Genomic DNA, 25,540 nt, shown 5'->3' with positions numbered 1-25,540 from the left:
TCGCTCGGCCCCGGCCGGCATGTCCCCGGGTGTCTTCGCCGGTACAACCGCGGTGAAGGCCGGCCCCGGGCCGCCGAATCGCCTGCTCCGCACAGGAGTTGGGACGCTCCGCAGCCCTGGGCCAGGACCTTACCGCAGGCGGCCTCACCGCCTGCGGGGCTGGTTGAACCTGAGCATGTTGCCTGCCGGGTCGCGGAAGGCGCAGTCGCGGACACCGTACGGCTGGTCGACCGGCTCCTGCAGCACCTCGGCGCCGGCGGCCCGGACGCGCTCGAAGGTGGCGTCGACGTCGTCGGTCGAGAAGATCACGCCGCGGAGCATGCCCTTGGCCAGCAGTTCCGCCATCGCCTGCCTGTCGGCCGGTGAGGCGTTGGGGTCGGCGAGCGGCGGTTCCAGGACGATCTCCACATCGGGCTGCGTGGGCGAGCCGACGGTCACCCAGCGCATCCCCTCGAACGCGACGTCGTTGCGTACCTCCAGGCCGAGGGCGTCGCGGTAGAAGGCGAGGGCCTTGTCATGGTCGTCGACTGCGATGAAGCACTGCGAGAGCTTGATTTCCATGCCGTCGACGTTACGAGGCGGCGGGGGACGACGCTTCTCCGATCCTGACCGGTTTACCGTTCCTCACCGGCCGCGTGAGGATCTTGGCGACGCACGCCGGGATGGCGGCGCCCGCCTCGTGGCGACGGGCCCGGTACGCGCTCGGGGTCTCACCCACCAGCTCGGTGAAGCGCGAGCTGAACGACCCCGGCGAGGTGCATCCGACCGCGAAGCAGACCTCCGTCACGCTCAGGTCGCCCCGGCGCAGCAGCGCCTTCGCCCGCTCGACGCGGCGGGTCATCAGGTAGCGGTAGGGCGTCTCCCCGTAGGCCGCGCGGAAGCTCCGGGAGAAGTGCCCGGGCGACATGAGGGCGACCTTCGCGAGCGCCGGCACGTCCAGCGGCCGCGCGTAGTCGCGGTCCATCACGTCGCGCGCGCGGCGCAGCCGTACCAGGTCTTCGAGCGTCACGCGCTCCAGCATCGCACGGCACATCGCAGGGCACATCGCGCGGCACTCGGTGACGGCCACCACCCGAGCCCGTCGTTACTGCCGGGGGACCGCGCGGGCTGCCGCGTCGAACACGATCGGGATCTCGCGGGGGATAGCCTGAGCCCCATGGACGAGCTCGACGGGGTGGAGGTCATCACCTTTCCGGACGCCGTGGCGTTCGAGAGCTGGCTGGCCGAGCACCACACGCGCCACGAGGGTGTATGGATCAGGGTGGCCAGGAAGAAGACGGGTATTCCGACGGTCTCCGACGACGAGCTCGTCGACATCGGGCTCTGCTACGGCTGGATCTCCGGGCAGCGGCGGTCCCACGACGAGCGGTACTACCTCCAGAAGTACGTCCCGCGCCGGCCCCGGAGTCTCTGGTCGCGGGTGAACGTCGACAAGGTCGCCGCGCTGACCGCCGCCGGGCGGATGCGGGAGCCCGGTCTCGCCGAGGTGCGCAAGGCGCAGGAGGACGGGCGGTGGGCCGCCGCGTACGCGTCGCAGAGGACCGCGACCGTACCGCCCGACCTCGCGGCGGCGCTCGACGCGGACCCGGAGGCCAGGAAGGCGTTCGAGGCGCTCGACAGGACCGCCCGGTACCTGGTGATCCTGCCCCTGCTCCAGGCGCTCACTCCGGAGGCCAGGCGGGAACGGTTGGAGAAGGCGCTGGGCGGGCTGGTGGCGGGGAGGCCGTGAGCCCTGTCGGCGCGCTCGGGCCCGCCACGCTGAGGCATCCGGGTGGGTTCTTCGGCAGCGGGTCGTCCGGCGGCCCGGCACGGCCGCGCGGAGGGCCCGTCGTCCGACTGAGCCGTTAGGATCCGGGGGCTCCTACCCCCAGATCTCCGTCCGCAGGAGGAAAACGTGGCAGCGTCCCCCGCACCGAGCGTGCTCGCCCGGATGGCCGATCTCGTCCGTGCGATGCCGGCCGAGCGGGGCGGCGCGCTGTGGCGGCTCGCGCCGGAGGACCGCCAGCTCGACGCGAACGTGGTGCGGCTGGCGCCCGGCGCGGAGGTGGCGGCGCATGTGGAGCCGGATCTCGATGTGCTCGTGTACGTGGTGAACGGCAACGGCGAGCTGGCGGCGGAGGACGGGCGGCAGCCGCTGGCGGGCGGGTGCGTGGTGTGGCTGCCGCGCGGGTCGCGGCGTGGGCTGTCGGCGGGGCCGCACGGGCTCGACTACCTCACGGTGCACCGCCGGCGTCCCGGCATGACCATCCGTTCCGCCCCGGGTTCGGAGCGGGCGGGCGATGAGCCCGCCGGTCTGCTGGACCGGGTGTGCCCGGCGTGCGGCCGGCCGGCGCCCGAGGGCGTCGACGTTCGGTTCTGCGCGCGGTGCGGGAACCGGCTGCCCGAGCGGTGACGGCCACCGCCGGAGGCTGAACGGCCGCGGCACCCGGGGTCACTCCCGGCAGGCCGGCGGGAGCGGGGTGGTCAGTGCTTCACCGCCCGCAGCACCACGAACTTCGGGTCGCTCGCGACCACCTCGCAGTTACCGAAGAGGCGCTTGAGGGTCACGTGGTAGCCGAGGTGGCGGTTGCCGACGACCCGCAGCTCGCCGCCGGGCCGCAGGACGCGCCGCGCCCCGGTGAACATGCGGCGGGCGGTGGCGTCGGTCAGGGCCTGGTGGCTGTGGAACGGCGGGTTGTTCAGGACCACGTCGACCGAGCCGTCCGGGATCTCCGCCGTGCCGTCGCCGACCACGAACCGGGCCTTCGCGGCGGGCGGGGCGGAGGCCCGGAAGGTCTCCTCCGCCGAGGCGACCGCCTGGTACGACTCGTCGGTGAAGATCACTTCGGCGTCGGGTTCGGCGACCGCGACGGCGAGGCCCACCACACCGTTCCCGCAGCCCAGGTCGACGACGCGGGAGCCGCCGAGGCCGTGGGGCAGGTGCTGGAGAAAGAGGCGCGTGCCGATGTCCAGGCGGTCCGCGCAGAAGACGCCCGCGTGGTTGACGACCGTCAGTCCGGCGACCGTCGCGGCGTCGTCCGGCAGCGTGTACCGGTGCGGCCACGGGTTCCGGGTGCGCGGCAGGGCCGGGTCGGGGGTGCAGAACACGAGCCGGGCCTTCTTCACCGCGAGCGAGGTGCGCGTGGGGCCGACAAGGCGCTCGAAGACCTTGAGCGTGGAGGTGTGGATCTCCTTGACCATGCCCGTGCCGATGACGACCGTGCCCGCGTGTACGGCGGGCGTGAGGCGGTGCAGCTGGTCCTCCAGCAGCGCGAGGCTCTTCGGGACGCGGACGAGGAGTACGTCGACGCGGTCGGGCGGGGTGTCCCGGGTGGTGAGGAGGCGGACGGCGGGGTCGCCGTCGAGCCCCGCCCTGGCCAGGTTGGCCCGGGTCGCCTCGCGGGCCAGGTGCGAGTCGGTGATCTGGATCAGCGCGTCGGGCCCCGGCCGGCCGGCGAGGGCGGTGACCAGCGCGCCCCAGCGGTCGCCGACCACGGCCACGGTGCCCGAGAGGGCCGGGGAGTCCGGCTCCGCCGACTGCCGCAGCAGGTACTCGTCAGCGGCGTCCCAGGCGCGCAGCCGGTCGCGAGGGTGCTCGGGGAAGCGGGTGAGCGCGTACTCGCCCCATGACGTGGTCAAACGGTTCATCGTGGGTTCAGGCTATCCGGTGCGCGGGCTCCGCCCGTACGCCGTTCACCGCGGGCCGGGGCCGGGGCCGGGGGCCGGGGCCGTCCGGCGCTCCGGGTCCTCCTGCCATTGGTGAACGCGGGAGCGGCCGAGTCGGGCAGGGTCGGTCGAGATCTCGTACGGGCCGAAAGCGATCGCCTCCCTCATGGTCGAACGTTCGCAGTGCCAGGGCCCACTGTCGGTGGTGGGTGCCACGATCGAGGCATGAACGCGACTGCTGCCGACTACCGCTGGCTCGACGACCACTGCCCGGAACTGATCGAGGCGTACTGCGTCACGCTGGTGCACGCGCTGCCGCCCGCGGAGGTGCTGGGCCGGCTGCGAGCGCGCGAGGAGGCCCGGGTGACCGGGATATCCGGGCTGGTGGAGGCCACGCACGACGCATGGAAGGAGTCCGGCGGCGACCGGCATTTCGTGGCTGTCTGCGCCGTGGACGGCTGGAGCCTGGTGGTCGAGCCGAACGGCTATCTGGGCAGCCTGGACGAGACGGCCGCGGCGCTGTCGCGGGGCACGGAGCTGGTGACCCACTTCCGGAACGTGAACGCGGTGGACCACTTCAGCCGGTACGTGGACGGCGGGCTGCGGCTGCACTTCGAGCCGCTGTTCCCGTACGCGCGGGACGGCGCCGACCCGGACGGGGCGGTGGCGCTGATGCGGGAGGTCGGCTTCGACCTGCGGGAGGAGGGCGCGGACATCGGGGCCACGACGGAGGCGGCGTTCGCCCTCGCCGAGCGGCTCACGGGGGTGCGGCTCACGCCGGAGCTGCTCGACGCGGCGGAGTTCCTGTGCGGGTCGGCGCCGGCTGTATGACCCCCGTCGGAGGCTCTCGAGTGACGCGGACCACAGCTGCGGACGTAGACTCCCAAATACGGAAATCCGCCGCGAGGAGGTCACTCCCGATGGAAGCAACCGTGGGCGACAAGCTGCTGGTGCACGGCCGGGTGGTCGGTCAGCACGACCGTACGGCCGAGATTCTCGAGGTCCTGGGAGAGCAGGGCCATCCCCCGTACCGCGTCCGCTTCGACGACGACGGGCACGAGGCCGTCATGTCTCCGGGCCCGGACGCCGTCGTGCGGCACAAGGGGCAGTTCAAGGCGCAGCCCTGACTTCTCCGGAACGTCTCACGTCCTCGGCGGACGGACCGGCGTCGGATAGTGGTCGGCCACGACCCTGGCCATCGCCCCGATCCGGTCCGTCACCACGTCACGGGCGCCGAAGAAGGCGTGCCCGAGCACCTGGTCGTGGGCGCGGGCGAAGGTGAGGTGCCGGGAGAGTTCGGCCGCGTCCTGCCACGGGGCGGGCGCTGTGGGGTCTCCCGCGCGGTACAGGGCCTCCCCCACGTACAGGTGGACGCCCGTGCCCCGGACGACGTCGCACCACCAGGGCACCAGGGTCGTGTAGTCCGCGGCGCCGAAGCCGATGTGCCAGTAGAGCTGGGGGACGACGTAGTCGATCCAGCGCTCCTTGATCCACTTACGGGTGTCGGCGTGCAGGTCGTCGTAGGTCTGCAGGCCGCCGGTGTCGGAGCCGAGCGGGTCGCTGGTGGAGTTGCGCCAGATGCCGAAGGGGCTGATGCCGAACCTCACCTTCGGCTTCATGTCCTTGATCCGCTCCGACGTCTCCCGGACCAGCCGGTCGATGTTGTCGCGCCGCCAGGCCGCCCGGTCCGGGAAGCCGGCGCCGTGCGCGGCGAAGGCGTCGTCGTCGTCGAAGACCTGCCCTGCCAGCGGATACGGGTAGAAGTAGTCGTCGAAGTGGACGGCGTCGATGTCGTACCGGCGGACGGCGTCCAGCATGGCGTCCTGGACGAACCGGCGGACCTGGGGCACGCCGGGGTTGTAGTAGAGCTTCCCGCCGTACGGCACGACCCAGTCGGGGTTGCGGCGCGCCGGATGCCGCTCGGCCAGTCGCGAGGGGTCGTCGTGCATGGCGACGCGGTACGGGTTGAACCAGGCGTGCAGCTCCAGGCCGCGCCGGTGGGCCTCTTCGACGGCGGTGCCCAGCGGGTCCCAGCCGGGGTCCTTGCCCTGGACGCCGGTCAGGCACTGCGCCCAGGGCTCGTACGGCGACGGCCAGAGGGCGTCGGCGGAGGGGCGCACCTGGAGCATGACCACGTTCAGCCGGCGCTCGACGGCGCGGTCGAGGAGGGCGATGAGCTCCGCGCGCTGGTCGGCGGGCGGCAGGCCGGGGCGGGAGGGCCAGTCGCGGTTGGTGACCGTCGCCAGCCACATGCCTCGGAAGTCCTCCGCGCGCCGGCCGCCCCGTGGCTTGCCGTCCCCGGGGCTCCGGTCCTTCTTCGTGGCCGCCCCGGTGAGGCCCGTCGCGTCCCCGGTCACCAGCAGGGACGCCACCAGTCCGGCCGCGCTCGCGACCAGCCCGCGCCGCCCGATCCCGCCGCCGCTGCCCTTGTGCCTCATGTGCTGCCCCAGTCGTTCCTTGTCGGTCGCCGTGTTCGTCCGGTCGCGCTCCGTACCGTCGCGCCCGGCCGCCTTCAAGCATGCCCGGCCCGGCCGGTAATCGATCCGTGCGAACGGAGTAACGTCGTGGCGTCGAGGCGGGTGTGCCGGAACCATACGGCGGCCCGCCACCCGAAGATCAGCGAAAGGCACGAGGTGACGGACTCAATGGCCGACATTGCACGCGTCGGAGTGGTGGGCTGCGGTCAGATGGGCGCAGGCATCGCGGAGGTGTGTGCCCGCAGCGGCCTCGAGGTCAAGGTGGCGGAGACCACGGGCGAGGCGCTGGAGATCGGCCGTACCCGGCTGTACAACTCGCTCGACAAGGCCGCGCAGCGCGGCAAGATCAGCGACGACGAGCGGGACGCGACGCTGGCCCGGCTGAGCTTCACCACGGACCTCGGGGAGTTCGCCGACCGCGACCTCGTCATCGAGGCGGTCGTCGAGAACGAGCAGGTCAAGACCGAGATCTTCCAGGTCCTCGACCAGGTGGTGACCCGGCAGGACGCCATCCTGGCGTCGAACACGTCGTCCATCCCGCTGGTGAAGCTTGCCGTCGCGACGTCCCGCCCCGACCAGGTCATCGGCATCCACTTCTTCAACCCCGCGCCGGTGCAGCAGCTGGTCGAGCTGATCCCGGCGCTGACCACCTCCGAGGGCACGATCAGCCGCGCCCAGGCCGTGGTCGAGAAGGTGCTGGGCAAGCACGCCATCCGTGCCCAGGACCGGTCCGGCTTCGTGGTGAACGCCCTGCTGATCCCGTACCTGCTGTCGGCGATCCGGATGTTCGAGTCGGGCATCGCCAGCCGCGAGGACATCGACAACGGCATGGAGCTGGGCTGCGCCCACCCGATGGGCCCCCTGAAGCTGTCCGACCTGATCGGCCTCGACACCGTCGCCTCGGTCGCCGACTCGATGTACGCGGAGTACAAGGAGCCCCTGTACGCGGCTCCCCCGCTGCTCCAGCGCATGGTCGACGCGGGCCGCCTGGGCCGCAAGACCGGCTCGGGCTTCTACCTCTACTCCTGACCGTCCGGGCGGTCTCCTGCGCGTGCGGGCGGTTCGGGATCACGCGGTGTGGCGCGCCGAATCCTGCCGTAATCCGGCAGTGTGCGCGCCCCCACCCACGTGAGACCCTCGGTCCGCCCGAGCAGGCGGTGAGGAGACGGGTGAGGTGAAGCCGAGCTTCAAGGTACACGCGGGCGTCGCGCTGGGACTCGGGTCCGTCCCGCCGCTCGCTTCGACGCTCACCCTGCCCCCGGGCCCGGCCCTGCTCGGTAACGGCAAAGTGGCCCTGCCGCTGCTCGTACCGCTGTCTCGGCCTGCTCATCCGAGTACGAGGTGGCACTCAAGCACGAACAGCGTGTCGTGTTCGCCGCCCCCTGGGCTGTTGAGCACCGCGGTCGGCGCGATCGTCCTGATGGCCGGTCAGCACCGCGGTGGCGGAGGCCGCCAGGAGGCAGGCGCGCATGACACGACGTGACAACAGCACGATCGAGCACAACTGAGGGGGAATGGTGTCGCGGACCCAGAGCGTACGCAGGATCACACGGGCACTGGCCGACAGCGGCGATCCACGGGCGGTGGCCGAGGCGGAGGTGCGGCGGCGTGCAGGCGGCATGGGCGTCGGCGGCGCGACCGTCGTCCCCCCGGCCGCCGGCGCGGCGCAGCAGGAGCCGGAGGACGAGGGCATGGACCCCGCGGACTTCCCGGCCGCGCGTGAGCAGGGCGGCAGTATCGCCACCGTCATGACGCAGAAGACCGTGCCGCTCGACGACGCCGGCGAGGCGCTGAACCGCAGTGAGCAGGAGCGCGACGGCGGGCAGCAGGTGCATGCCATCTGTCCGATGGTGATGCCGAAGGGACGGTCCTTCCTCAGCATGCTGCCGGTCGGGCTGCTGCTGGTGATCGGTGTGGTCGGCTCCGCCGTCGTCGCGGCGGTCGGGGGCGAGGTGCTGACGCATCCGCTCTTCGGCGTCCACTACTGGGTGATCTCGGTGCTGGCCGTGTGCTTCGTGTGGGCGCGGCAGGGCATGGTGATGGTCCCGGACGGCTGTCAGGCGCTGATCACCCGGTTCGGGAAGCTGGAGAAGGTCGTCGGGCCGGGGCGGGTGATCCTGCTCAGCCCGTGGAAGCGGGTGTCGTACATCCTCAACACCACCCGCGAGTACCCGTTCAACGCCCCGGTGCGCGAGGCACCGACGAAGGGCGGGGTGAAGGCGTCCATCGACCTGTTCATCCAGTTCCGGATCAATGACCCGACCGAGTTCGTCTATACGCTGGGCGCGGTGCGCGGCTTCGAGGAGAAGCTGAGCAACGCGGTGAGTGAGACCATCCGCAGCCTGATCTACGAGCAGGAGGCGGCCGGCATCTACGACATGGTCGGCGAGGACACCGGCCGTCTCCTGGAGCAGCTGAACCAGCAGTTCCAGCCCGCCGTGGAGCTGACCAACGCCAACATCACGCACGCCGAGCCGTCGGACCGGGCGTACCGGATGGACCTGGCGGCGCCCGAGATGGTGCGCGTCGCGAAGGAGGCGTACACCCACGAGTACGCGCTCCAGCTGCGCAAGGAGCAGGACGAGGGCGACCTCACCAAGGAGCTGGCGACCCGTCAGGAGACCCTGTCGGCGATCCAGGCGGACATCGCCAGCTACCAGGCCCAGATGGACACCGCCGTGGAGCGGGAGACCAACCGGGCACAGGCCCTGGCCCGTCAGCGGTATGTGCAGGCGGAGTCGGAGGCGAAGGCCAACGCGGCGCTGCTGGAGGCCCAGGCCCTGGACATCCGCGCGATGACCGCGGCCGAGGCCCCGGAGATCCTGGAGTACCGCTACCAGCAGCGGGTCCTGGACACCCTGGAGCAGGTGGCGGACCACCTGCCGCAGCTGGTGCGGATCGGCGGCTCGGGCGACCCGGCCGAGGCGGCGGGTGTGGACTTCCTGCTGCTGGCGCGTGAGCTGATCGGTGAGCGCGGGGCGGAGCTGTTCTCGGACGCCGACATGACCGCGATGCGCGCCCGGCTCGCCGAGGTGGCGGAGCGGATCGCGGCGCGCAGCCCGGAGATCCGCGCGCTGCTGGAGGAGGAGCGGCCGACCGTACCGGCCGCCGTCCACGACGAGGCCGCCCGGGAACAGGGTTCGGGACAGCCGGGACAGCCGGGACAGCCGGGACAGCCTGAGCGGACCGGGCGATTCGAGCAGTTCGGGCAGTCCGGGCAGTCCGGGCACGACGAGCAGCAGGAGCAGGAGGCGGGTCAGTGAGCACGGCACGTATGAGCAACCGGTCCGTCATCGCCGAGGCCGTCGCCCCCTGGAGCGACATCGCCCAGCTGCTGCGCGGCGGCGAGGCGGGCACCCTCATCCCCGTCATCATCCCGAAGTCGCGCCGCCGCCTGTGGTGGATGCTCCCGCTGTGGATCGGAGTGTTCGCGCTGCTCAGCGGTGTGATGCTGACGCTGCGGGTGGACTCCGACGGGCTCGGTGACCTCGCGTACGGGGCGCTCGCCACACTCTCGTACACCGTCGGCGCGCTGCTGCTGGTGGTGGGCGGGCTGTGGTGGTGGCGGTCCTCGATCGTGGAGATCGAGCAGGGCACCCACGGCATCCTCACCCGCTACGGGGCGTACACCCGCACGCTGGAGGCCGGTCGCCACTATCTGTGGCACCCGTGGGCGCGGGTCGAGTTCGTCGTCGACACGGCGACGGAGATCCCGTACTCCGCCCCGGTGATGGCGTGCCCGACGCAGGAGAACGTGCCGCTGCGGTCGATCGAGTTCTTCCTGAAGTTCCGGATCACGGACGCGCTGCTGTTCGTACGGACCATCGGCGCGGGCAACTTCGATCTGGTCCTGTCGAGCGCCGTACAGGACGCGATCCGGCAGCGCGCCCGCAAGATGCGCACCGAGCGGGCGTACGACCTGCGCGGTTCGGACGTCGCGGACATGCAGGAGCTGCTCAACCGCCAGCTGTCCCGGTACGGGGTGCGCATCACCGGCTCCAACATCCCGGACGTGCAGCTGCCGACGCAGTACCAGCAGCACCTGGCGACCCGTGAGCGGGTGGCGAAGGAGCGGACCGCGTACGAGCAGGAGTGGGGCCTGACCCGCAAGCGCCGGATCGACAGCCTGCAGATGGACATCGAGCGGGCGAAGAAGGTGCGGGACGCGCGGATCGTCGAGGTGAAGGCCGCGCTGAACCGGGCGCGTGAGGCGGTGGCCCAGCTCCTGGAGGAGCAGGAGACCAACGCGCAGCGCGTACGGTTCGAGATCGAGACGCGCGGGCGCAGCGGCCTGATCGCGGCGGAGAACGAGGCACGGGCGCAGCGGGCGCTGGCCCAGGCGTACCGGGACAACCGGGCGGTCCTCCAGTACGAGCTGGCCCTGCGCCGCCTGGACGTGGGCGCGGAGCTGGCGACGAACGCCCCGCAGCCGGTGGTGGTCCGTACCGACGGACCGGGCGGCGGCGACACGTCGGCGCTGTCCACGCTGCTCACCGCGCAGCTGCTGCCCAGGACGGCGCCTGTGCTGCCGCGCGTCGGCCTGGACGGCGGGGCGGGCCGGGACGACGAGGAGTAGTGGACGGCCGCCTCAGTGGACGGCGGCGTCACGGGCGGGGGTCGGACCTGGAGAGGTCCGGCCCCCGTTCTCGTATCAGCCGAGCCGCAGATGGTGCAGCATCAGCAGTCCGGCCGCCATGTTGGCGGCCGGGACCTCACCACGGGCGATCATGTCGGGGACGAGTTTCAGCGGTATCCATTCGCGGCGGGTGGACTCGAAGTCGTCCTCGGGCTGGCCGACGAAGGTGGCCTCCTCCGCCCAGTAGAGGTGGTGGCGGGCGTCGGAGAGGCCGTTGGACGGCTCGACGGTGAGCAGGTGTTGGAGCGGGCCGGGGCGCCAGCCGGTCTCCTCCTCCATCTCGCGGGCCGCGGCGGCCCGGATGTCCTCGCCGTCCTCGACGACGCCCGCGGCCAGCTCCCAGCCCCAGGTGTCGGTGATGAAGCGGTGCCGCCACAGCATCAGTACCTCGTTGGCCTCGTTGACGGCGGTGGCCACGGCGACCGGGCGCAGCCGGATCAGGAAGTGGTCGAGGTGTCGTCCGTCGGGGAGGGCGACATCGGCCAGATTGACTTTGAACCAGCGGTTTTCATACACAGTTGTTTCACTCAGGTTCGTCCACTGCACTGTTCTGCCACCTTTCGACGTGTAGGTGGCAATATCGCAGCAGGCGCTTGGTCAGAGCGGAACGCGCAGTGCCGTGTCGATGAGTCCGGCCGCCTCATCGGCGTCCCCGCAGCCGCTGACCACCAGATGCTCACGGACCTCCCGCAGCCGGTCCCTGAGCCGCTGCGACTCCATCCCTCTCGCCCGCTCCGCCATCTCGACGGCCGTACGGGCCGCCCGGTCCGGCTCCCCCTGCCGCAGCTGGATCTGGCTGAGGATCGCCAGCCGGTGCACGCGCCCCCGGTCGTGCGCCGGGTTGCGTACGGCGGCAGCGGCGTTCTCCAGTGCGCCGGGCAGATCCCCCAGACTGAGCAGCGCCTCGGCGACCTGGACGTTGACCAGCCCCGGCTGGACGTAGCCGGTCTCGTCCGGCTCGTGCCCGGGCCGGATCCGTTCCGCCTCGGACTCGGCGCGGTGGATGCAGCCCAGCGCCGCGGCCCCGTCGCCGAGATGCGCGTACGCCTTGGCCTGCATGGCGTGCAGATCGGCGGCGAGCGCCGGGGTGATCTGCTGCCGCGCCGCCCGCAGGGCCGCCTCCGCGAACGCCACCGACTGGCGGTACTCCCCCATGAACAGCGACTGGTTGACCAGCAACGCGATCACATACGCGCCGAGCCCGCGGTCACCGCTGGCCTTGGCGAGCCGCAGCGCCTGGTGGAAGTAGCGCTGCGCGAGACCCGGCGCGTCCGAGTCGTACGCGCAGATGCCGGCCACCGCGACCAAGCCGCCCGCCGCCCGGTGGAGTTGGCGGCCGAGAGCGTCGCTGTAGGCGCCGCGCAGCAGTGGCGCGGTCTCCGCGTTGAGGAACCCGACGATCCGCGAACGGGTCGCGATGCCGCCGGCCTTGCGGTACATCAGCTCGTAGTGGGCGCGGGCGGCGCGGAGCGTCTCGATGTCGGACCTGCCGACGCGATTCCGGCCGTCCCGGGAGACGTCCGCGTCCTCCGGTGGGTTCTCCCACTCCCAGACCGGCATCACCGCGGGCGTCCCGGTCACCGCGGGCACCCCGAGCAGGTGCGGGCGCTGCTGCTCGTCCGACCGCCACAGCGCCGTGGCCCGCTCCACGAAGCCGGACAGCGGCGTGCCGTGCGGCACGGCCGCGTCGCCCGGTACACCGAGCCCGATGTCGTCCAGGTCGACCGGGCGGCACAGCCGCGCGCCGAGCACCTCGCAGATCAGGTCCGGCACCTGGCCGCGCGGCCGCTGGCCCTTCAACCAGCGGGCCACAGCCGTGTGTTCGTATCGCAGGGCCAGCCCGCGCGCGCGTCCCGCCTGGTTGACGTGGGCGGCCAGGCCCGCATGGGAGATCCCCGCCTCGTCGAGCAGGGCGTCGAGCAGGGTGTTGGGCTGCATGGGTGCCCCTCCGGGTGCCGTGCCTCGGTGGATTCAGCGTAGTGGAGCACGGTTCGCACGGGGTGTGAATGAAGTGTCCGAATCCGTGCCCCACGCGCTCTCCCGCAATGCCCCGGGCGCCGGTTGACTTGATGTCTCTCAGGAGGCGGCCGGGCCGCCGGCTCCCCCTCGTACAGTGCGGCGGCCCGTTCGCACGCCGCCCGTCCCGCCGATCTGCCCGACGCTCCTGAGGGTCCCTCCTGGACGTAGTCCTCGGGGGAGGGGCGGGCGGCGTCGGCCGCACCCTCCGTGTCCAGCCGCTATCGAGAGGAGGGTGTGGGCCGAGTGCGGCGCAGCCCGGTCTCCCCGGACTGCGCCGGCACCCACGGACACGTGGTGCGCACCCGGTCGTTGCGTACGACGACGAGGACCACGTCGTCGGCGAGGCGTCCCCCGGTGTGGGCGAGCAGGGACGTGTGGACGTGCTCGACGACGTCGGCGGGCGTCTGCGGCACGGCCTGCACGACCCCGGCCAGTACGTCCTCCAGGGGGAAGAACCGCCCGGCGGCGTCCCGGGCCTCCTCGGCGCCGTCGGTGTGGAGGAACAGCGCCTCGCCTGGCAGCAGCCGGGCGCACCGCCGTACGGGCAGGGTGCCCGGCAGGGGGAACGCGCCGAGCGGCGGCAGCGGGTCGCCCGCAGTGAGCGGCTCGGCGGCGTGCCCCAGCCGGTAGGGCCACGGGTGGCCGCAGTTGAGCGCCAGGATGTCGCCGTTCCGGCGGATGTCCAGCAGCAGTACGGTGACGAACTCCTCCGCCGACGGGCTCGCCCCGGTCGGCTGCGCGTCCTCGTCGCGCGCCTGCTCCCCCACGTACCGCTGTAGCGCCCGGTCCAGGCGCCGCAGGAGGCCGCCGAGTCCCGGCTCCTCGTGCGCGGCCTCCCGGAAGCTGCCCAGCACGGCGGCGACGGGCCCGAAGGAGGCCAGGCTGTGCCCCCGTACATCACCGATGATCAGTCGCACACCGTACGGGGTGGCGACCGCCTCGTACAGATCGCCGCCGACGGCCGCGCCCCGCACGGCGGACAGCTGGACGGCGGCGATGGACAGGCCCTCCAGGTGGGGCGGCAGCGGGCGCAGCAGCACCCGCTGGGCGGCCTGGGCGACGGCCTTGACCTGCTGAAGCTCGCGGCGCAGGCCGCGGCGGAGGCCGATGACCAAGCCCGTGCCGACGGCGAGGAAGACGGCGCTGGTGGCGATCCGGGGGACCATGCCGTCCTGCTGGGCCGGCGGGCAGGTCAGCTTCCAGGTGACGGCGACGGCGACGGCGCCCCACAGCGTCGGCAGCGCGAGGGGGACGAGCCGGGCGAGTCTGCGCCTGCGGGGCCTCCAGGGCCTCTTACGGATCATGCGGACCGCCCTTCTTCAGGCCCCTTGTCGCGGTCGGGACGATTCTGCCGATCGTCCCGGCTCGCGGGGAACGTCCACCAGACTTCTCACCCGAACGAGTGGGCAACCGTGCGGACGCCCCAACCCGGACGTGCGGAAACGCGGGAGGGGCGTACCCGGTGGTCCGGGTACGCCCCTCCCTGCGAGGTGTGCGAGACGTGCGAGCCGTACAAGACCGCACGACGTTCGCGGCGCTCGCGACGTTCGCGGCGGGCCGTCGGCGTCAGGCGCCGCGCAGCACCGCGCCGGTGCGCTCGGCGGCGAGCGCCACCGCGGCGTCACGGGCGGCGGATGCCTCCTCGACGGTCAGCGTGCGGTCCGCGGCGCGGAACCGGAGCGCGTACGCCAGGGACTTCTTGCCCTCGCCGATCTGCTCGCCGGTGAACGTGTCGAACAGCCGGACGGACTCCAGCAGTTCACCCGCGCCCTCGCGGAGCACCCGCTCGACCTCGACGGCCGGCACGTCCTGGTCGACGACCAGGGCGACGTCCTGCGTGGCCACCGGGAAGGTGGAGATCCGCGGGGCGCGCAGGGGACCGGCGGACGCCTCCTCGACGAGGTCGAGGTCGAGCTCCATGGCGCAGGTTCGGTCGGGCAGGCCGAGCGTCTTGACGACACGCGGGTGCAGCTCACCGGCGAACCCGACGAGCCGCTCGGCGCCGTCGACGACGACCGCGAGCCGGGCGCAGCGGCCCGGGTGCCACGGACCGTACTGGCCCTGGCGCACGATCAGCTCGGTGCCGGCCTCGCGGGCGACGGTCCGGGCGGCCTCGACCGCGTCGGCCCAGTCGGCCGGGCGGCCCTTGCCCCACCAGCCGGCCTGCTCGCGCGCCCCGGCGAGGACCACGGCGACGTGCCGCGGCTGCTCGGGCAGGACGGCGTTGACGCCGGCGATCTCCGCGTCGGTCGGTCGGCGGTCGACGGTCAGCCGTACCGCGACGCCCGGCTCGGCCGGCAGCCGGAAGACCAGGCCGGTCTCGAAGAGGGCCAGGTCGTGGCTGCCGCGGCCGTCGTTGCGGCGGAGCGCGCCGAGGAGGCCGGGCAGCAGCGTGGTGCGCAGCGCGGGCTCCTCGTCGGAGAGCGGGTTGACGAGCCTGACGACCCGGCGGGACCGGTCGTCCGCCGGGATGTCGAGCTGGTCGAGGATCCGCTCGCTGACGAACGGGTAGTTCAGCGCCTCGACGTACCCGGCTCCGGCCAGGGCGCGGCCCACGCGGCGGTGGGTGCGCTGGCGCTCGGTGAGCCCGCGGCCGGCCGGCGGCTTGGGCAGCGTGGAGGGCAGGTTCTCGTAGCCCTCCAGCCGGATGACCTCTTCGGCGAGGTCGTTGGGCTCGTTGAGGTCGGGGCGCCAGGACGGCACGGTCACGACCAGCTCGTCCTGCCCGTAGACGTCGCAGCCGATCTCCTGGAGGCGGCGTACGACCGTCTCGCGGCCGTAGCGCATGCCGGCGACCCGGTCGGGGTGGTCGGCGTGCATGGCGACCGTACGCGGCGCGCTGGGCGCGACGATCTCGGTGACGCCCGCCTCGGCGGTACCGCCCGCGAGGAGGACCAGCAGGTCGACGGTGCGCTGCGCGGCGGCGGCCGCGGCCTGCGGGTCGACGCCGCGCTCGAACCTCTTGGACGCCTCGGAGGACAGCTTGTGGCGGCGCGCGGCGCGGGCGATGGTGATCGCGTCGAAGTGCGCGGCCTCGATGACCACCTCGGTCGTGCCCCGCACCTCGCCGGTCTCGGTGTCGGTGGTGGAGTCGGCGATCTCGGTGTTGGCGCCGCCCATGACGCCCGCGATGCCGATCGGGCCGCGGTTGTCGGTGATGATGAGGTCGGCCGGGTCGAGGGCGCGGACGGTGCCGTCGAGGGTGGTGATCTTCTCGCCGGTCTCGGCGCGGCGGACCCCGATCGGGCCGTCGAGGCGGCCGCGGTCGTAGGCGTGCAGCGGCTGGCCCAGCTCGAGCATCACGTAGTTGGTGACGTCGACGGCGAGCGAGATCGGGCGCATGCCGGCCTTCTGGAGGCGGCGGCGGAGCCAGATCGGCGAGCGTGCCTCGGGGTCGAGGCCGACGACGGTGCGCGCGGTGAACCGGGAGCAGCCGATCGGGTCGGAGATCTGGACCGGGTAGCCGTACGAGTTCGGCGCGGGCACGTCGAGGAGCGCGGGGTCGCGCAGCGGCAGCCCGTACGCGATGGCGGTCTCGCGGGCGACGCCGCGCATCGACAGGCAGTAGCCGCGGTCGGGCGTGACGGCGATGTCCAGGACCTCGTCGTACAGCTCCAGCAGGGCGGCGGCGTCGGTGCCGACCTCGTGCTCGGGCGGCAGGACGATGATGCCGTGCGTACTGTCGTCGCCCATGCCGAGCTCGTCGCCGGAGCAGATCATGCCGCGGGACATCCGGCCGTACGTCTTGCGCTCGGCGATCCGGAAGTCACCGGGGAGGACGGCGCCGGGGAGGGCGACGACCACCTTGTCGCCCTCGGCGAAGTTCCGGGCGCCGCAGATGATCTCCTGGGGCTCGCCGGTGCCGTTGGCCTGGCCGACGTCGACGGTGCAGAAGCGGATCGGCTTCTTGAACTCGGTGAGCTCCTCGACGGTGAGGACCTTGCCCACCACGAGGGGGCCGGTGAGGCCGGCGCCGAGCTGCTCGACGGTCTCGACCTCCAGGCCCGCCGAAATCAGTCTGGCCTGTACGTCACGGCCGGTCTCCGTCGCCGGCAGGTCGACGTACTCCCGCAGCCACGAAAGCGGGACCCGCATCAGATCTCCATCCCGAACGGCCGGGTGAACCGGACGTCACCCTCGACCATGTCTCGCATGTCTTCGACGTTGTGGCGGAACATCAGCATCCGTTCGATGCCGAACCCGAAGGCGAATCCGCTGTACTTCTCCGGGTCGACGCCGCAGGCGATCAGCACCTTGGGGTTGACCATGCCGCAGCCGCCCAGCTCGATCCAGCCCTCGCTGCCGCAGGTGCGGCAGGGCCGGTCCGGGTCGCCGACGGACTCGCCGCGGCAGACGTAGCAGAGCATGTCCATCTCGGCGGACGGCTCGGTGAAGGGGAAGAAGTTCGGGCGGAGCCGGGTCTTCATGTCCGGGCCGAAGAGCGCCTGGACCATGTGGTCGAGGGTGCCCTTCAGATCCGCCATGGTGAGGCCCTCGTCGACGGCGAGCAGCTCGATCTGGTGGAAGACCGGGGTGTGCGTGGCGTCCAGCTCGTCCGTGCGGTACACGCGGCCGGGGCAGACGACGTACACGGGCGGCTCGCGGTCCACGAGCGTGCGGGCCTGCACCGGGGAGGTGTGGGTGCGCAGCACGATGCCGGACTCGTCGCCCTTGGTGCCTTCCGGGCCCTGGACGAAGAAGGTGTCCTGCATCTGGCGGGCCGGGTGGTCGGGGACGAAGTTCAGGGCGTCGAAGTTGAACCACTCCGCCTCGACCTCGGGGCCCTCGGCGACCTCGTAGCCCATGGAGACGAAGACGTCCGCGACGCGCTCCATGAGGGTGGTGAGCGGGTGCCGGGCGCCGGCCGGGGTGCGGTCGTAGGGCAGCGTGACGTCCACCGCCTCCTCGACCAGCACGCGGGCGTCGCGCTCCGCCTCCAGCTCGGCCTGGCGGGCCGCGAGCGCCTTGGCGACCGCGCCGCGCGCCTGGCCGACGCGCTTGCCGGCCTCGGCCTTGGCGTGCGGGGGCAGGGCGCCGATCTCCCGGTTGGCGAGGGCGAGCGGCGAGGTGCCGCCGGTGTGGGCGACCTTCGCGTGGGCGAGCGCGTCGAGGTCGCCTGCGGCGGCGAAGGCGGCGAGCGCCTCGTCCCGCATGCGCTCGATCTCTTGCGGTTTCAGTGCCTCGACCTCGACTGGGTCGTACGACTTGTTGGGTGCCGACATCTCTTCCCGTACTTCCGATGGGCTGGCTGGGGCCCCCGCTCGACGACCGAGGACGCAAAGGTGCCAAAGGTCGAGTCTAACGGGGTGCGGCGGACGCGGATGAGCCCCTGGGGGTCCGGCGGGGTGGCCGCCCTGGGTCAGAAGCCCTGGGTCAGGTACGCCGGGGTGCCCAAGGGCAGGGTAAATCGGAACTGGGCGCCGCCCGTCGGGGCGCGGCCCACCGTGATGGTGCCGCCGTGTGCCTCGACGATGCCCTTGACGATGTAGAGGCCGAGGCCGGTGCCGCCGCGGGTGCTTCCCCGCCAGAAGCGGGTGAAGACACGGCCCATCGACTCCTCGGGGATGCCGGCGCCTTCGTCGCTCACGGTGACCGCCGTTCCTTTCTCGTCGTCCTCAGGGCCGGTGGGGGCCACCTCGATGGTGACGGTTCCCTCGCCGTGCCGCACCGCATTTTCGAGCAGGTTCCCGAGGATCTGGTCGATCTTGTCGGGGTCTGCCCACAGGGCGGGCAGCGGGCGGCGGACCCGGACGAAGAAGCGGTCCGGGGACTGGCCGCGCGCCGTGTGGGCCTGGATGTGGCGGCCGACGGCGGCGGCGAGGTCGACGGGCTGGCGGCGCACCTCCAGGCGGCCGGAGTCGATGCGGGAGATGTCGAGGAGCTCGGTGATCAGCCGTGTCACGCGGTTGGCGTCCGCGTCGACGGTCTCCAGCATCAGCCGCTTCTGGTCGTCGGTGAACCTCTCCCACTTGGCGAGGAGGGTCGCCGTGAAGCCTTTGACGGAGGTGAGCGGGGAACGCAGCTCGTGCGCGACCGTGGCGATCAGCTCGGCATGGCTGCGCTCGGTGCGGCGCCGGGCCTCGGTGCCGCGCAGGGTGACAACGACGCGGCGGACCGGGCCGAGCGGGTGGTCGCGTACGTACCGGGCGGCGACCAGCACCTCGCGGCCGCCCGGCAGGAGCAGGTTGCGCTCCGGCTGGCCGGTGCGGGTGGCGAGGCCGCCGTAGGGATCGGTGAGGGCCCACCAGCGGCGGCCCTTGAGGTCCTCCAGCGGGAGGGCCTCGTCCAGGGAACGGCCCATGGCCTGGGAGCGGGGCACCGCCGTGATGCGTGCGGCCGTCGCATTGAAGCAGACGACCCGGCCGCTCGCGTCCGCCACGACGAGCCCGTCGGGCAGGTCGTCGGGGTCGCACTCGGGGACGCCGTGGCGGGCCTCGGGGTGCGCTAAGGCAGCGCGGCTCTCCGCGTGGCTGCTCATGTCGAGCGTCATCCCCGTACCCCACCCCTCAGTGTTGCGCGACGGGCCCCCGAGCCCGTCACCCTACTAGCTCGAGGTGACGGAGCGGCACCCTCCCGCAGCACGCTGCGCACGGGCGGAGGCGTAGAGACATACGGCGGCGGCGGTCGCCAGGTTCAGACTCTCCGCCTTTCCGTGGATGGGGACGCGGACGACGGCGTCCGCGAGGGCGCGGGTCTCCTCGGGCAGGCCCCACGCCTCGTTGCCGAAGATCCACGCGGTGGGGCCGCCCATGGTGCCCGCGTCGAGTTCCGCGTCCAGGTCGTCCCGGCCTGCCCCGTCGGCGGCGAGGATCCGCACCCCGGCGCCGCGCAGTCCCGCGACCGCCTGCTGGACGGGGACGCCCACGGCGACGGGCAGGTGGAAGAGGGAGCCGACGGAGGCACGTACGGACTTGGGGTTGTACAGATCGACGGAGGCGTCGGTGAGCACGACGGCGTCGGCGCCGGCCGCGTCGGCGCAGCGCAGCACGGTCCCGGCGTTGCCGGGGTCGCGTACGTGGGCGAGGACCGCGACCAGCTTGGGCCGGGCCGCGAGGATGTCCTCGAACGGAGAGTCGAGGAAGCCGCACACGCCGACGAGGCCCTGCGGGGTGACGGTCTGGGAGACCTCGGCGAGGACGGCGTCGGAGGCGTGGTGGACGCGGGCCCCGGTGGCGATGGCGGCGTCGACGATGTCGGCGTACCGGGTGGCGGCCTCGGTGGTGGTGAAGAGTTCGAGCAGGGTCGGCCCGCCGTCGGGCCCGCGGTGTGCGACGGCCTCACGGACGGCCTGCGGCCCCTCGGCGATGAACCGGCGCTCCTTGCCCCGGAAGTTGCGCTTGGCGAGCCGCCGGGCGGCGGCGACGCGCGGGGAACGCGGGGAGATCAGCTCGGGGGTGCCCATGGTGCTCGGCGACTCTTTCTGGCTGCGGGGCGGCCGGGGTCGTGGTCGTGGGAGGGACGGCTCCGCCGGGCCCTCGCCAGGCGAACGCGGCGGACCCGCAGGCGCAGCGCCTGCGGGTCCGGTCGGAAGTACGGCGGCCTGGGAGATCAGGCGGCGGCCTTCGGGGCGTTGACGTCGCTCGGGAGGGCCTTCTGGGCGACCTCGACGAGGGCGGCGAACGCGTTGGCGTCGTTGACCGCGAGCTCGGCCAGGATCTTGCGGTCCACCTCGATGTTGGCGGCCTTCAGACCCTGGATGAAGCGGTTGTACGTGATGCCGTTGGCGCGGGCAGCGGCGTTGATGCGCTGGATCCACAGCTGGCGGAAGTCACCCTTGCGCTTCTTGCGGTCGTTGTAGTTGTAGACCAGCGAGTGGGTGACCTGCTCCTTGGCCTTGCGGTACAGGCGCGAGCGCTGGCCGCGGTAACCGCTGGCCTGCTCGAGGATCGCACGGCGCTTCTTGTGAGCGTTGACTGCGCGCTTGACGCGTGCCACTTGTTAACTCCTTGTAGCGGGGCCGTGGTGGTGCTCACACGGCCCGGAAACGAATGGGACCCGGCTATCGGGGGCTCGGATCAGGGATGATCAGGGTCAGATGCCCAGCATCTTCTTGATCTTGGCGCTGTCACCCGGGGCCATCTCGGCGTTGCCAGTGAGGCGGCGCGTCAGCTTGGACGACTTGTGCTCGAGCAGGTGGCGCTTGCCGGCGCGCTCGCGGAGCACCTTGCCCGAGCCGGTGATCTTGAAGCGCTTCTTGGCACCGCTGTGCGTCTTGTTCTTCGGCATCGCGCCGTTATCTCCTCGTCAGTGGCGCTCCCAGCCGGTCCGGGGACCGGCACTCGGGAGCGTCAGATGGATCGTTTCGCGCCCCGGGCTGGTTGCCCCGGACACGGCCTTGCAGGCTACTGGGCGGACGGATCCGCCTGGGCGGGCTGGCCCTGGCGCTCCGCCTTGCGGGCGGCCTGCGCCTCACGGGCCTCGGCCATGGCCTCGGTCTTCTTCTTGTGCGGACCGAGAACCATGATCATGTTGCGGCCGTCCTGCTTCGGGTTCGACTCGACGAAACCGAGGTCCTGGACGTCCTCCGCGAGCCGCTGCAGGAGCCGGAAGCCGAGCTCCGGCCGGGACTGCTCGCGTCCACGGAACATGATCGTGATCTTGACCTTGTCGCCCTGCTTGAGGAACCGGACGACGTGACCCTTCTTGGTGTCGTAGTCGTGCGGGTCGATCTTCGGCCGGAGCTTCATCTCCTTGATGACCGTGTGCGCCTGGTTCTTGCGCGCCTCACGGGCCTTCATGGCCGACTCGTACTTGAACTTCCCGTAGTCCATGAGCTTGCACACGGGCGGACGGGCGTTCGCCGCGACCTCGACCAGGTCGAGGTCGTACTCCTGTGCAAGCTCCAGGGCCTTGGCAAGCGGAACGATTCCGACCTGCTCGCCGCTGGGACCGACAAGTCGCACCTCAGGAACGCGAATCCGGTCGTTGATGCGGGGCTCGGCGCTGATGGATCCTCCTCGGTAGCACCAACGCGACCGCCTGGCGGACGGACGCGTAACGTCTGTATAGCGAGACCAACCGCGCCGGTGCATGAAAAATGCCCCGGACGGGACACAGGCGGGGCTCCTGGAACTACCGGAGCACCGCCACGGCGAACCGCGGGGCGCTGTCTTCGGGCGGGTCCATCGTCCGTACGGAACGATGGGCGCCGCCTGACCGGTGACCCGCCGTCCCGGAGGACGGTCAGGTGGGAGAGCGGAGCCTCCACTTGTGGGCCGGAGCTCAGGGTTCCGGCCGGTCGTCACTCCAGGCTACCAGCTGCCCGGGGGTGTGCCCAATCGGGCGGGCGGCGCCGGGTGCGCGGGGTACCGCCTATCGTGTGAGGCATGAGTGACGCCACGCCCAGCCGGCCCGCACCCGACTTCGCCGCCCTGACCCGCGACATCGCGGAGGTCCCCGCGGTGGAGGTGATCGTCACGGTCGCCGTGAACCTGATGAGCGCCGCGGCCGTGAAGCTCGGGCTGACCGAGGACGGCGACGAGCACAAGGACCTGGACGAGGCCCGCAAGCTCGTGCACGCACTGGCGGGTCTGCTGGACGCGAGTGTGACGGAGATCAGCTCGTTCCACGCGGCGCCGCTGCGGGACGGCCTGAAGTCCCTGCAGCTGGCGTTCCGCGAGGCGTCGCTGGTCCCGGACGAGCCGGGTCAGGGCCCGGGCGAGAAGTACACGGGTCCGGTCTTCGGCTGAGCCCCGGCTCCCTCGCTCCCCTGTTCTCCTATTCCTTTACGTAGAAGGGCTCGCCCGGCGGGGTGGCCTCGGCCGGCAGGAGTGCCAGGTCGAGACCGCGCACCAGGCGGGCCCTCAGTGTTCCGTCGGCCGCCATGGCTCCGGCGACACGGCGGGCCGTGTCGGCGGGGGCCGCGTCCGGGGCGAGGACCAGGGCGAGGGTGCCGTCCGCGCTGCCACGGGCCAGGTACGCGCGGAGCACGGCCGGCTCCGCGGCGACCACGGCGCGTACGGCGGACGTGACGGCCGGGTCGGCCAGCGGGTCGGTGCTGGTGCGGCCCTCGGCGAGGGCCAGCAGGGCGGGGCCGGTCAGCTGGTACGGCACCGGCCCGGCCATGTCCAGCACCAGTGTGTCGGCCTTCTCGTGCGCGGCGGCCTGGAGTGCCTGGTGCAGCGGTACGGCGACGGGGCGGGCGGCCGGGTCCCAGCGGGCGAGCGCGTCGGTGGACGTGAACGCGGGCAGCGCGCGGCGGTCGCCGGCGGTGAGGGTCGGCACGGCCATGTCGCTGGTCTTCTCACGGCGCAGGCCGCTCTCGTCCTCCTCCACCTCGCCGAGCACGGCGACGACGGGGACGAGTAGCCGGGCCCCCTTGAGGGCCTCCAGCACGCGCGGCTCGGCGGACCGGTCCTCCGCCCAGGCCGCGAGGGCCTCGGTGAGCTTCGGGTCGGCGGAGCCGTCGTCGTCGGAGAAAGCGGGGTCAGGGATGTTCTTGAGCGCCACGATCCGAGCCTATCCGGGCGCCGTGGTCACTCCGTACGGTGCCCTCCGCGCCACAGCACGGCCGCGACGACCACGAGCAGCACCCCCACGCCCCCGGTGACCGGGGCGAGGAGGCCGACGGACTCCTCCGTGTCCGGCTCGGGCTTCGGGCCGGGTCCGAAGTACGGGCCGCTGTAGCCGGCGGTCGCGGTCTTGAGGTCGGCCGGGCTCAGCCTGGCACCCGCCTCGATCGCGGCGGCCGGGTCGACCATCCCGTAGCCCTTCTCGTCGTCGCGGCCGCCCTCGGGGCTGTCGCGGGCGGTGTCGGCGAGGAGCTTCTTGATCTGCGACGGGGTGAGCCCGGGGTGCGCGGCCCGCACGAGGGCGACGGCACCGGAGACGAACGCCGAGGCGGCGCTGGTGCCCCAGCCCTCGTAGTACTTGCGGTCCGGGTCGGCGATGACGACGTCGACGCCGGGCGCGCTGACCGTGGCGTACCAGCGGCTGGTGGAGAACGACGCGTGGGTGCCGAGGCGGTCGACGGCGGTGACGGCGATCACGCCCGGGTAGGCGGCGGGGTACGAGACGCGGTCGCCCTTCTCGCCGCCGTTGCCGGCGGAGGCGACGACGACGGCGCCCTTGGAGAGGGCGTACTGGACGGCGGCGTCCTCGGCGGCCTCGGGGTGGGCGGACTCGCTGTCGTCGCCGAGTGAGAGGTTGATCACGTCGGCGCCCTGGTCGGCGGCCCAGCGGATGCCCTGGGCGAGGGCGCTGCCGCGGGTGTGGCGGGCGCGGCTCCTGGCCTTGTCGCTGCCTTCGAGGATGACCCGGACAGGCAGGATCTTCGCCTCGGGGGCGACGCCGAGGACTCCGTCGCCGTCGCCGGGGCCGTGTCCGTGGCCCGCGATGATCCCGGCCATGGCGGTGCCGTGGCGGGCCCACGCGCGGTCGCCGCGCTCGGCGCCGAAGCCGATGAAGTCCTTGCCGGGGAGGACGTTGTCGGCGAGGTCGGGGTGGGTCTCGTCGACGCCGGTGTCGAGGACGGCGACGGTGATGCCCTCGCCCCTGGTGGTGCGCCATGCCTGGTCGGTGTTGAGCGCCTCGATGCCCCACTGACGGGCACGGATGGCGTCGGCCTGGGCGGGGACGGCGGGGAGCAGGGCGAAGGCGGTGGCGGTGAGGGCGGCGAGGAGGAGGCGGGCGGTACGGGGGCCGAAGGCGCTGCCGGTGGTGCGGGTGGTGCGGTCGGGCCTCACCGGGCCTCCTTCTTCTCGGCGGGGCCTTCGGTCGCCCTGGTGACCGCCTGGCGCAGTCCCTGCTCTATACGGTCGGCGATGCCGCGCGACTCATGGCCGAGCCCGGACTGCGCCGGGGCCGTCGTCTGCCCCTTGGCCATCGCCTGCTGGGCGGGCTGGGGGTCGGGCACTGCGCGGCCGTCGGCGAAGCCGGAGACGGCGTAGACGACCACGGGGATCTCGGTGAGGACGTCGATGTGCCAGCTGGCCCGCTGGGCGTTGCCGAACCCCGCGGCGACGGTGCCGGGGGCGGCGAGGGTGGGCGGTATGAGCTCGGTGCTCTTGTCGAGTCCGCCGTCGGTGAAGCGGGTGTGCAGGGCGGTCATGCCGGAGACGTCGGTGTCCATGAAGACCATGCCGACGGTGGTGACGCTGCTGGAGGTCGCGTCCGTGTATGTGGCGCGGAGCACCCGCACGCAGCCTGTCGGGGCGAGCGTCGCGGCCAGCCGCGGGTGGAGTGAGGTGGCGCAGGGCGCGTCGGGAGCGACGGCGATCCGTGTCCAGGTGCGGTCCGCGCCGCCGGGTCCGGCGCCGGCGCCCTGGAGGCTGCGCGGGAACAGGGTGTCCACGGGGGTGCTGTGCCACAGGGTGGCGGCCTCGGTGTAGGCCGTGCGGGCGGGGGCGGCGTCGGGGCCGCTGAGGAACCAGGTGCCTGCCGCGGCGCCCCCGACGAGCCCGAGCCCGAGGACGAGGGCGGCGACGGCGGCCGCGGTACGGGCCGGGCGCCGCGTCCGTATGAGACGGAGCCGTGTGGTCGTCTCGGCCGGCGCCTCGGGGGACGGCCAGTACATATGCGGGTACGGCTGCGGCGGCCCGTCCGGCGCGGCGAACCCGGCGGCCGTGCGCGGCGGGGGCGGCACGGCCCCGCCGACGGCCCCATCGGGCACCGGCCGGTGTGGGACGCCCACCGGAGCCCACGCCGGCGAACCACCGTCAGGTGCGGGGCGCGGCCCGCCCGCGTCCGGCGCGGGTGCCGCCGAGCCGCGGGCCGGGCTCGCCACCGTCGGGGAGGCGGGAGCGGCGGCGTGCGGGTTGCGGGG

At 72.6% G+C, this 25,540-nt stretch carries 25 protein-coding genes; 8 read left to right on the top strand and 17 right to left on the bottom strand.

The features are described 5' to 3' along the window. Nucleotides 1–144: 144 nt before the first annotated feature. Nucleotides 145–561, bottom strand: a complete 417-nt coding sequence (locus FVS66_RS26660) for a VOC family protein (RefSeq protein ID WP_149183777.1) — start codon at nucleotides 559–561, stop codon at nucleotides 145–147. Between the two features lie 10 nt (nucleotides 562–571). Further along, complete coding sequence (locus tag FVS66_RS26655) at nucleotides 572–1,009, bottom strand: helix-turn-helix transcriptional regulator (protein ID WP_149183776.1); 438 nt, start codon at nucleotides 1,007–1,009, stop codon at nucleotides 572–574. A 147-nt stretch (nucleotides 1,010–1,156) separates the two neighbouring features. Here FVS66_RS26655 and FVS66_RS26650 point away from each other — a divergent pair, with 147 nt between their 5' ends. Together FVS66_RS26650 and FVS66_RS26645 are read left to right on the top strand one after the other, a co-directional pair. Continuing rightward, nucleotides 1,157–1,729 (top strand): YdeI family protein, encoded by a 573-nt coding sequence (locus FVS66_RS26650; protein WP_149183775.1) that lies wholly within the window; start codon nucleotides 1,157–1,159, stop codon nucleotides 1,727–1,729. Nucleotides 1,730–1,894: 165 nt separating this feature from the next. After that, on the top strand, nucleotides 1,895–2,392 hold the full coding sequence (locus FVS66_RS26645; protein WP_149183774.1) for a hypothetical protein: 498 nt from the start codon (nucleotides 1,895–1,897) through the stop codon (nucleotides 2,390–2,392). A gap of 71 nt (nucleotides 2,393–2,463) precedes the next feature. On the opposite strand, the gene FVS66_RS26640 is transcribed toward FVS66_RS26645, so the two are convergent. Continuing rightward, complete coding sequence (locus tag FVS66_RS26640; protein WP_149183773.1) at nucleotides 2,464–3,627, bottom strand: methyltransferase; 1,164 nt, start codon at nucleotides 3,625–3,627, stop codon at nucleotides 2,464–2,466. A 243-nt stretch (nucleotides 3,628–3,870) separates the two neighbouring features. Between FVS66_RS26640 and FVS66_RS26635 the strand changes: the two genes are divergently transcribed. After that, on the top strand, nucleotides 3,871–4,476 hold the full coding sequence (locus tag FVS66_RS26635; RefSeq protein ID WP_149183772.1) for a DUF6461 domain-containing protein: 606 nt from the start codon (nucleotides 3,871–3,873) through the stop codon (nucleotides 4,474–4,476). Between the two features lie 89 nt (nucleotides 4,477–4,565). Next, nucleotides 4,566–4,772, top strand: a complete 207-nt coding sequence (locus FVS66_RS26630) for a DUF1918 domain-containing protein (RefSeq protein WP_149183771.1) — start codon at nucleotides 4,566–4,568, stop codon at nucleotides 4,770–4,772. A gap of 15 nt (nucleotides 4,773–4,787) precedes the next feature. Here FVS66_RS26630 and FVS66_RS26625 read toward each other — a convergent pair whose 3' ends face one another. Beyond that, nucleotides 4,788–6,083, bottom strand: a complete 1,296-nt coding sequence (locus tag FVS66_RS26625; protein ID WP_149183770.1) for a family 10 glycosylhydrolase — start codon at nucleotides 6,081–6,083, stop codon at nucleotides 4,788–4,790. Nucleotides 6,084–6,290: 207 nt separating this feature from the next. Between FVS66_RS26625 and FVS66_RS26620 the strand changes: the two genes are divergently transcribed. The 3 genes from FVS66_RS26620 to FVS66_RS26610 all read left to right on the top strand — a co-directional run bounded on the left by FVS66_RS26620 (nucleotide 6,291) and on the right by FVS66_RS26610 (nucleotide 10,698). Beyond that, nucleotides 6,291–7,151, top strand: a complete 861-nt coding sequence (locus tag FVS66_RS26620; RefSeq protein WP_149183769.1) for a 3-hydroxybutyryl-CoA dehydrogenase — start codon at nucleotides 6,291–6,293, stop codon at nucleotides 7,149–7,151. A gap of 485 nt (nucleotides 7,152–7,636) precedes the next feature. After that, nucleotides 7,637–9,385 carry an SPFH domain-containing protein gene (locus tag FVS66_RS26615; protein WP_149183768.1) on the top strand — a complete coding sequence of 583 codons (1,749 nt, stop codon included), beginning with the start codon at nucleotides 7,637–7,639 and terminating at the stop codon, nucleotides 9,383–9,385. Beyond that, nucleotides 9,382–10,698, top strand: coding sequence for an SPFH domain-containing protein (locus tag FVS66_RS26610; protein ID WP_149183767.1), 1,317 nt, complete (start codon nucleotides 9,382–9,384; stop codon nucleotides 10,696–10,698). The genes FVS66_RS26615 and FVS66_RS26610 overlap by 4 nt, the downstream gene beginning before the upstream one ends. A 75-nt stretch (nucleotides 10,699–10,773) precedes the next feature. Here FVS66_RS26610 and FVS66_RS26605 read toward each other — a convergent pair whose 3' ends face one another. The 10 genes from FVS66_RS26605 to infC all read right to left on the bottom strand — a co-directional run bounded on the left by FVS66_RS26605 (nucleotide 10,774) and on the right by infC (nucleotide 21,725). Continuing rightward, complete coding sequence (locus FVS66_RS26605; protein ID WP_149183766.1) at nucleotides 10,774–11,304, bottom strand: NUDIX hydrolase; 531 nt, start codon at nucleotides 11,302–11,304, stop codon at nucleotides 10,774–10,776. A gap of 51 nt (nucleotides 11,305–11,355) precedes the next feature. Then, nucleotides 11,356–12,696: a transcriptional regulator gene (locus FVS66_RS26600; protein ID WP_149183765.1), complete on the bottom strand. Its 1,341-nt coding sequence runs from the start codon at nucleotides 12,694–12,696 to the stop codon at nucleotides 11,356–11,358. 299 nt (nucleotides 12,697–12,995) lie between these two features. Next, nucleotides 12,996–14,081, bottom strand: a complete 1,086-nt coding sequence (locus FVS66_RS26595; protein WP_149183764.1) for a PP2C family protein-serine/threonine phosphatase — start codon at nucleotides 14,079–14,081, stop codon at nucleotides 12,996–12,998. Nucleotides 14,082–14,343: 262 nt separating this feature from the next. Further along, on the bottom strand, nucleotides 14,344–16,872 hold the full coding sequence (gene pheT, locus FVS66_RS26590; protein WP_149183763.1) for a phenylalanine--tRNA ligase subunit beta: 2,529 nt from the start codon (nucleotides 16,870–16,872) through the stop codon (nucleotides 14,344–14,346). Next, nucleotides 16,872–17,999, bottom strand: coding sequence for a phenylalanine--tRNA ligase subunit alpha (pheS, locus tag FVS66_RS26585; RefSeq protein ID WP_149183762.1), 1,128 nt, complete (start codon nucleotides 17,997–17,999; stop codon nucleotides 16,872–16,874). Before pheS ends, pheT begins: the two co-directional genes overlap by 1 nt. 137 nt (nucleotides 18,000–18,136) lie before the next feature. Beyond that, nucleotides 18,137–19,255, bottom strand: a complete 1,119-nt coding sequence (locus tag FVS66_RS26580) for an ATP-binding protein (protein ID WP_149183761.1) — start codon at nucleotides 19,253–19,255, stop codon at nucleotides 18,137–18,139. Nucleotides 19,256–19,321: 66 nt separating this feature from the next. Beyond that, nucleotides 19,322–20,179, bottom strand: coding sequence for an RNA methyltransferase (locus FVS66_RS26575; protein ID WP_149183760.1), 858 nt, complete (start codon nucleotides 20,177–20,179; stop codon nucleotides 19,322–19,324). Between the two features lie 146 nt (nucleotides 20,180–20,325). Continuing rightward, nucleotides 20,326–20,712, bottom strand: coding sequence for a 50S ribosomal protein L20 (gene rplT / locus FVS66_RS26570; protein WP_071267962.1), 387 nt, complete (start codon nucleotides 20,710–20,712; stop codon nucleotides 20,326–20,328). 96 nt (nucleotides 20,713–20,808) lie between these two features. Continuing rightward, nucleotides 20,809–21,003: a 50S ribosomal protein L35 gene (gene rpmI / locus FVS66_RS26565; protein ID WP_010476245.1), complete on the bottom strand. Its 195-nt coding sequence runs from the start codon at nucleotides 21,001–21,003 to the stop codon at nucleotides 20,809–20,811. Nucleotides 21,004–21,119: 116 nt separating this feature from the next. Beyond that, on the bottom strand, nucleotides 21,120–21,725 hold the full coding sequence (infC, locus tag FVS66_RS26560; RefSeq protein WP_149183853.1) for a translation initiation factor IF-3: 606 nt from the start codon (nucleotides 21,723–21,725) through the stop codon (nucleotides 21,120–21,122). Between the two features lie 378 nt (nucleotides 21,726–22,103). Here infC and FVS66_RS26550 point away from each other — a divergent pair, with 378 nt between their 5' ends. Next, entirely contained in the window at nucleotides 22,104–22,466 is a 363-nt protein-coding gene (locus FVS66_RS26550) for a DUF1844 domain-containing protein (protein ID WP_149183759.1), read from the top strand. A 28-nt stretch (nucleotides 22,467–22,494) separates the two neighbouring features. Here the strand turns inward: FVS66_RS26550 and FVS66_RS26545 are convergent, their stop codons facing one another. The 3 genes from FVS66_RS26545 to FVS66_RS26535 all read right to left on the bottom strand — a co-directional run. After that, nucleotides 22,495–23,226, bottom strand: a complete 732-nt coding sequence (locus FVS66_RS26545; protein ID WP_149183758.1) for an SseB family protein — start codon at nucleotides 23,224–23,226, stop codon at nucleotides 22,495–22,497. A gap of 26 nt (nucleotides 23,227–23,252) precedes the next feature. Then, on the bottom strand, nucleotides 23,253–24,461 hold the full coding sequence (mycP, locus tag FVS66_RS26540; protein WP_149183757.1) for a type VII secretion-associated serine protease mycosin: 1,209 nt from the start codon (nucleotides 24,459–24,461) through the stop codon (nucleotides 23,253–23,255). After that, on the bottom strand, nucleotides 24,458–25,540 hold a 1,083-nt coding region (locus tag FVS66_RS26535; protein ID WP_399226363.1), incomplete at its 5' end, for a hypothetical protein. The genes mycP and FVS66_RS26535, both read right to left, overlap by 4 nt.

Origin of the sequence: Streptomyces sp. TRM49041 (genome assembly GCF_008271805.1) — a bacterium.
Lineage (GTDB): Bacteria > Actinomycetota > Actinomycetes > Streptomycetales > Streptomycetaceae > Streptomyces.
Note: the sequence above shows the minus strand (reverse complement) of the source record. Positions and strands in the feature narration are given on the sequence as shown.

Coding starts and splice junctions, on each gene's coding strand:
- FVS66_RS26660 (WP_149183777.1), bottom strand. CDS start 561: ATGGAAATCAAGCTCTCGCAGTGCTTCATCGCAGTCGACGACCATGAC.
- FVS66_RS26650 (WP_149183775.1), top strand. CDS start 1,157: ATGGACGAGCTCGACGGGGTGGAGGTCATCACCTTTCCGGACGCCGTG.
- FVS66_RS26640 (WP_149183773.1), bottom strand. CDS start 3,627: ATGAACCGTTTGACCACGTCATGGGGCGAGTACGCGCTCACCCGCTTC.
- FVS66_RS26635 (WP_149183772.1), top strand. CDS start 3,871: ATGAACGCGACTGCTGCCGACTACCGCTGGCTCGACGACCACTGCCCG.
- FVS66_RS26630 (WP_149183771.1), top strand. CDS start 4,566: ATGGAAGCAACCGTGGGCGACAAGCTGCTGGTGCACGGCCGGGTGGTC.
- FVS66_RS26625 (WP_149183770.1), bottom strand. CDS start 6,083: ATGAGGCACAAGGGCAGCGGCGGCGGGATCGGGCGGCGCGGGCTGGTC.
- FVS66_RS26620 (WP_149183769.1), top strand. CDS start 6,291: ATGGCCGACATTGCACGCGTCGGAGTGGTGGGCTGCGGTCAGATGGGC.
- FVS66_RS26615 (WP_149183768.1), top strand. CDS start 7,637: ATGGTGTCGCGGACCCAGAGCGTACGCAGGATCACACGGGCACTGGCC.
- FVS66_RS26600 (WP_149183765.1), bottom strand. CDS start 12,696: ATGCAGCCCAACACCCTGCTCGACGCCCTGCTCGACGAGGCGGGGATC.
- FVS66_RS26595 (WP_149183764.1), bottom strand. CDS start 14,081: ATGATCCGTAAGAGGCCCTGGAGGCCCCGCAGGCGCAGACTCGCCCGG.
- pheT (WP_149183763.1), bottom strand. CDS start 16,872: ATGCGGGTCCCGCTTTCGTGGCTGCGGGAGTACGTCGACCTGCCGGCG.
- pheS (WP_149183762.1), bottom strand. CDS start 17,999: ATGTCGGCACCCAACAAGTCGTACGACCCAGTCGAGGTCGAGGCACTG.
- FVS66_RS26580 (WP_149183761.1), bottom strand. CDS start 19,255: ATGAGCAGCCACGCGGAGAGCCGCGCTGCCTTAGCGCACCCCGAGGCC.
- FVS66_RS26575 (WP_149183760.1), bottom strand. CDS start 20,179: ATGGGCACCCCCGAGCTGATCTCCCCGCGTTCCCCGCGCGTCGCCGCC.
- rpmI (WP_010476245.1), bottom strand. CDS start 21,003: ATGCCGAAGAACAAGACGCACAGCGGTGCCAAGAAGCGCTTCAAGATC.
- FVS66_RS26550 (WP_149183759.1), top strand. CDS start 22,104: ATGAGTGACGCCACGCCCAGCCGGCCCGCACCCGACTTCGCCGCCCTG.